The sequence below is a fragment of the Frankia sp. CeTa3Moorea genome (genome assembly GCF_978021225.1).
In genome coordinates this window covers 1-5,632 of sequence record NZ_CDXDOR010000224.1, presented here as the reverse complement: position 1 = coordinate 5,632, position 5,632 = coordinate 1, and the positions used below count along the sequence as shown (strand labels likewise).

The following is a 5,632-nucleotide window of genomic DNA, read 5'->3' as shown; positions in this document are numbered from 1 at the left end:
TCGCGGGGGTGCTGGAGTCCGGGGGACACAGATCGCGGGAGTGGCCGAGCAGGGTGAGGCGGCCCGCGACGATCTCGTCGAACATCGGCCGAGCCGGCGGGCATCTGCCGTCGAACGGCAGGAACCCGATCGGCCAGGATTCCGCTGGCGGCCTGCCGCGCAGCAGCATCTCGCCCAGGCCCGGGTGGCGGCTCAGGACGGCCCGTTGCCCGCGCAGCCGGACACGGGCGCCGAGCTGGACCGGTCGCAGCCCCGCGGTGGTGCGCAGGTAGCGACCGAGCGGAACCGACGCGGTCACCGGTGAACAGACCGGGTCAGTGCGCCGATCGTGAGCTCGTACCAGGCGTAGTAGAGACAGAACAGCAGCCCTTGCCGCCCGTCCCGCCATCCGCTCCGCAGCAGGTACATATAGCAGAAGAGGACCGCCGGCTTGGCCGGAACCAGCGGGAAGATCACGTCCCTCGCGATGGTCCGCGTGAGCGGTCGGGTTGACCCGGTGGGCCGGCGCACCTCCTCGCGGACCCGCGCCAACCGCTCCCGGGCAGCGGGCTGCGTCACGCGGCGCGCCGCCTCCAGCTCGGCGTAGCGCACGTGCTTGCGCAGCCAGGCGGCGAGTCCCTTGTGGTCCTCGTCGATCAGGTCGGCGGACAGCCGTCCGACCTCACCGGTGACCACGGCCCGTTCGCTGTAGGTGACGGCGTCGTCGAAGTACGCCACCCGCCGATCGAGCAGCCGCGCCTGCCAGCTGTTCGCATACCACCCGCAGTGCGCGATCCAGCGGCCTTCGAACACCAGCCGGCGTCGTTGGCTGTAGGCCGCGCAGTCCGCCGTCCCCAGCCGGGCGGCGATCTCGGCGGCGAGCGCGGTGGACACCCATTCGTCGCTGTCGAGGAAGTACACCCAGTCGTGGGCGATCCCAGGGTGGGTCATCGCCCACTGCCGCTGGCCGGCGAACCCACGCCAAGGCTCGTACCAGACAGTTGCACCGATGGCGCGGGCCAGATCCGCGGTGCCGTCGGTGGAACCCGAGTCCACGACGACGACCTGTCGACACCAACCGACGGACCTGATCGCCCGGACGATGTTCGGTGCCTCGTTGTGGGCGAGGATGATTGCGGTGAGGGGAACCGATCCCGGCGCCGGCTGTGGCTGTGCCGATCCGGCGGGGGAGGGACCGGCGGCACCGGCTGGGCCGGTGGTACCGGCGGTGTCATAGGGGGTCGGCCAGTTCGCTCGGCGTGGGGTTCGCGTCGCTGCCGGTTCTGGTGTTACCGGTTCTGGTGCTGCCGTTGCTGCCGTTGGTGCCGCGGGGAACGATGGGCCCTGGCGCGGCGGGATTCGGTGGGTCTGCGTCGTCATGGTGAGCTCTCTCCTGCATCGAGCAACCAGTCGAAGTAACGCGTCGGATCGAAGGGGTTTCCCGTCTCGGGCCGTGGCGTGAACGTGAGTGCCGTGCGCAGCGCCACGGCGAGGTCATCCGCCGACTCCCGGGAGTACGGCACCAGAACCGGGCCGGCCACCTCGCGGTTGTGCGAGGTGTCGCGGGCGATGACGGGTATCCCGGCGAGCCGTGCCTCGGCGAGCGGGTAGCCGAAGGACTCCATCGTCGTCGGCTGCAGCAACGCGCCGGCATCGCGTTGGTGGGCCCGCAGCTCGGCCGGCGTCAGCCGGCCCACGAACCGCAGCGTCCGACAGTGGGACAGGCCGTGTTCGTGGGCCTCGCGATCGGTCGCGGTGACCATGATCGCGAGGTGGGCTCCGATCTCCTCCTGAAGCCGGGTCGCGGCGGCATCGACCATGCGGAGCAGGCGCCCCATCGGTTTGAACGGCGCGAACAACACGGGACACAGAAACCGGCCCGGCGTACGGGCCCGGGGAGGGGTCGGATCGGGGGACAGCGGATGGGGCCGGACCACCAGCCTGGCGGACAAGCTCGGAAGCATGGTGAGAACCCGGTCCGCCATTGTGGTCGTCGGTACGACGACCACGTCCGCACGACGGGCGAACAGCCGCACGAGACGTGCTGTCCGGGCCACGCCGTCGGGCAGGCCGCCGGGTAGCCGTCGGGCCTCCTCCGCCGGCAGGAAGTGCAGCACGTTGCGCAGCAGGACCCATCGTTCGCCGCGGGTCGCGAGGAAGCCGACGTTGTTGAGGGCGATCGCGCGCGCGTACCGCCCAGGCCGCTCCCGGCGGGCGAGCCAGCCCGGTCCGATCCGGCGATCTCGGCCGACCAGGTGGACCTGCAGGCCTGGCCGAAGGCTCAGGTAACCGTCCAGTTCGGTCAGGAACCGCAACGCCCCGCCCATCCGGGCACCGGCACAGTCGACCAGGGTCGGGCGGGTGCTGGACATCGGCCTCACGCCGAGACACCCCGCGGTGCGGGGTCGTCGACGAAACCGGGCTCGGATGACGGGCGGCTGCCGGATACCGGCACCGGGCGACCGTCGGGCTCTGCGGGCCTGCGGATGGCCCGGGTCGTCGATCGGGTCCGGCGGGCGTAGAGGTAGCCCGACGCCGCGTCGCCCAGATGGGCAGTCGGCACCAGGTCGTTACCGAGCAGAGTGACCTCGAAGCCGTGCCGGACCAGCAGGTCGTCGAGCGTGCGGGGATCGCCGAACCCGGTGTGCACCTCCATCACGATCCGACCAACCGCGTCCAGCCATCCGGGCTCGTCGAACAGGGCGAACTCGGAGCCTTCGATGTCCAGCTTGACGAGGTCGACCTGGTCGACCCCGCCGGCATCGAACACCTCTGCCATGGTGAGGACGTCGACGTCTCCGTCCCAGTGCGTCGCGTTCCGGCGGGCCCGCGGATCGGCGAACACGCCGGCGGTCGGACCGACCAGGGCGTGGAGCAGTTGGATGTGGCTCGATACACCGTTGCCGGCGGCATGGTTGACGAAGGCGGGGGCGAACCCGCGCTGCGCCTCGACGGCAATCACCTCGGCGCCCGCTCGCGCCGCGAGCACCGAGAACAGGCCCTGGTTCGCGCCGAGGTCGACGACGACCTCGCCGGCCGCCGGCGCGTACCCGGGGAGGGCGTGGTAGACGCCGCGGCAGTACATCTCGCGCGCGCCGCCGAACGCGGTGCCGGGCAACATGACCGTCACCCCGGGCAGCGGCCGGTAGGTGTGGCCGCCGGCGGCCATTGCCCGGTCAGCGGCATTCAGGTTGCCCGCCCGGCGGATGGTCGGAGCATGCCGGGCCACGGCGGCACCAAAGCGCAGCGCCGTCGGGGGACCAGCCACCCTGGCGATCCGTTGGAGGTCCTGGAACAGTTGGGTGGCCTGGTCGATCTGGAACATCCGGGTCTCCGTTCGGTCGGGAGAGCGGCTGGGGGTCACCCGATCGGGTGATGAGGCGGCCTGCGCCGCGATGCCGGCCGCGAATGGCCGCGGACGATGGTCCAGGTCGCGGCGGGCCGCGTCGATCGAGAAGGCCTTGTCCTCGGTGAGCCGGGCGATCTGTTCGGCCTTCAACCTTGGCGAGGACACCCGCCGTTCGTAGGCGCGGGTCACGGCGATGACGGGGCGGACCGGCACGGGCACGCAGATCACCCGTCGGCCGACGGTGGCGCCGGCCGTGGTCACGACCTGCCGGAACGTCAATGCCTCCGGCCCGGCGACGTCATAGGCGCGTCCGATCGCCGCCGCGGTCGTCGCTGCGCGCAGCACGGTGCGGGCCAGGTCCTCGACGTGCACCGGCTGCTGCAGATGATGCCCCCCGCCGGGGACCGGCAGCACCGGAACGCGCCGGAGCAGCGCCAGCAGCCGGGCCATGTTCCGGTCGTCGGGACCCCCGTAGATCATCGTCGGCCGGATGATCGTCCAGTCCAGCCCGCTCGCCGCGATGGTCCCCTCGGCCGCTACCCGGATCCGCTTCGAGGGTGGATCGAGCGTAGTGAAGATCCCGGTGGTGGAAAGGAAGACGGCCCGGTGAATGCCGGCCGCACGGGCGGCGGTCACGATCGTCTCCGCATGGCCGAACCCGAGTGAGGCGATGTTGACCAGCGCCTCGCAGTTCGCCTCGCGGAATGCCGGGAGCAGCGTCGCCGGATCGTCGAGGTCACCGCGCACAGTCCCCGCGCCGCGTCGGCGCAGCTTTGTCGCCGCCGCGTCGCTGCGCGCCAGCCCGACGACCCGGTGTCCGTCCGCGAGCGCCCGGTCGACCACCCGGCTTCCGAGGAAACCGGTGCCACCGGTGACGAGGAACCTCATGCGACCACGTCCGGTGCAGGTACCGGTGCAGGTACCTGCACCGGTACCGGTGGGGAAAGGGTCGTCGGTGGGGGCGGCGCCGGGAACGGTGCGTTGCCGAACAGTAGCGTCTGGTACCGGCGGGCCAGGTCGTCGCGATCGTAGTGGGCCTCGACGTGGGCCCGCCCGCTGCGGGCCATCCGCTCCCGGCGGTCCGGGTCCGCCGCCAGGGCCAGGATCGCCTCCGCCAGCGCGGCCGGGTCCTCGGGGGGCACGACCATCTGCCCGGCGGCAAGGAGGATCCGGGCTGCCTCGCCGCGGACCGCCCCGATCACCGGGCGGCCCGCGGCGAGGAACTCGAACATCTTCGACGGGATGAACGTGTCGAACATCGGCACGTCCCGCAGCGGGACGACGCAGATGTCGGCGGCCGCGACGACGGCGGGCACCTCCTCGCGGGCAACCCCGTCGCGCAGCACCGTGTTGGCCAGTCCCAGGCGCTCGACGTGCCCGACGAGCCTGCGTTTCTCGGCCCCCTCACCGACGAAGGCGAACCGGATCGGCCGGCCGGTCACCCGGGCGGCCGCGTCGGCGATCGAGGTCAGCCCGTGCGAGATGCCGTGGGCGCCGAGGTAGAGCACGAGGGTGTCGCCGTCGGTGGCGCTCAGCCGGGCCCGGATGTCGGCCGAGGCCACGGTCGTCGGGTGGAACCGGCGGAGGTCCACGCCGTTGGGAATCACGTGCACCTTGTGCGGCGCGATGCCTCGCCGCACGATGTCTTCCCGGAACCCCTCCGTCACCGTGACAACGGCGTCGGCGGCCCGGTAGGCGGCGAGTTCGAGGCGTTCGAGAATGCCGAGGACCCGCCGGTCGGTGAGGACGCCGAGGTGCTCGAAGATGGCCGGCCACAGGTCGCGGACCTCCACGACCAGCCGGGCGCCTCGCAGCCTGGCGAGCAGCCAGGCCGAGCCGAGGGGAAAGAAGGTCGGCGAGGACACCACCACCACGTCGGCCGGGCCGGCGGGCCGGCCGCCGAGCAGGACGCTGGTGACCATGAACGACAGATGGCCGAGGGTCTTGCGGGTGATCCCCTCGTTGGGAGTGGCATAGAGCCAGGTGCGCACGACGCGGTACCCGTCGACCCGCTCGGTCCGCAGCCAGGCGCCGCGATAGGCGGTAGGGATCTTGCCCGTCGGGTGGTTCGGCATGCCGGTGAGTACGGTGACGTCGAGCCCGTTCGCCGCCCACGCGCGTGCCGTCTCCGACAACCGGGACTGGGGAGCTCCGGTCTCCGGGGGGAAGTAGTGCGTCACCAGCAGGACGCGCGACCGGGCAGGAGAGGGGACCACCGACCTCGACCTCCAGTCGCCCTTTACATCCTTCACCATGAGTAATGCATTGTATGCTGTGCGTGACTAAACGTGGGCGATGTCGTAC

The 5,632-nt window shown here is 71.6% G+C and carries 4 protein-coding genes and 1 pseudogene; all 5 read right to left on the bottom strand.

The window, feature by feature from the left end; all coding sequences use genetic code 11:
* A pseudogene (locus AC08OV_RS23120) lies at nucleotides 1-298 on the bottom strand (heparinase); the annotation flags it as partial.
* On the bottom strand, nucleotides 295-1,359 hold the full coding sequence (locus AC08OV_RS23115; RefSeq protein WP_476620310.1) for a glycosyltransferase family 2 protein: 1,065 nt from the start codon (nucleotides 1,357-1,359) through the stop codon (nucleotides 295-297). The pseudogene AC08OV_RS23120 and the gene AC08OV_RS23115, both read right to left, overlap by 4 nt.
* Nucleotides 1,356-2,351: a glycosyltransferase gene (locus tag AC08OV_RS23110; RefSeq protein ID WP_476620309.1), complete on the bottom strand. Its 996-nt coding sequence runs from the start codon at nucleotides 2,349-2,351 to the stop codon at nucleotides 1,356-1,358. Before AC08OV_RS23110 ends, AC08OV_RS23115 begins: the two co-directional genes overlap by 4 nt.
* Before the next feature lie 5 nt (nucleotides 2,352-2,356).
* Nucleotides 2,357-4,216, bottom strand: coding sequence for an FkbM family methyltransferase (locus tag AC08OV_RS23105; RefSeq protein ID WP_476615986.1), 1,860 nt, complete (start codon nucleotides 4,214-4,216; stop codon nucleotides 2,357-2,359).
* Entirely contained in the window at nucleotides 4,213-5,583 is a 1,371-nt protein-coding gene (locus AC08OV_RS23100) for a glycosyltransferase family 4 protein (protein ID WP_476620308.1), read from the bottom strand. Before AC08OV_RS23100 ends, AC08OV_RS23105 begins: the two co-directional genes overlap by 4 nt.
* Nucleotides 5,584-5,632 lie beyond the last annotated feature (49 nt).

Bases quoted from the DNA above. Each gene is read 5' to 3' on its own strand.
- AC08OV_RS23115 (WP_476620310.1), bottom strand. From the start codon at position 1,359: ATGACGACGCAGACCCACCGAATCCCGCCGCGCCAGGGCCCATCGTTC.
- AC08OV_RS23110 (WP_476620309.1), bottom strand. From the start codon at position 2,351: ATGTCCAGCACCCGCCCGACCCTGGTCGACTGTGCCGGTGCCCGGATG.
- AC08OV_RS23105 (WP_476615986.1), bottom strand. From the start codon at position 4,216: ATGAGGTTCCTCGTCACCGGTGGCACCGGTTTCCTCGGAAGCCGGGTG.
- AC08OV_RS23100 (WP_476620308.1), bottom strand. From the start codon at position 5,583: ATGGTGAAGGATGTAAAGGGCGACTGGAGGTCGAGGTCGGTGGTCCCC.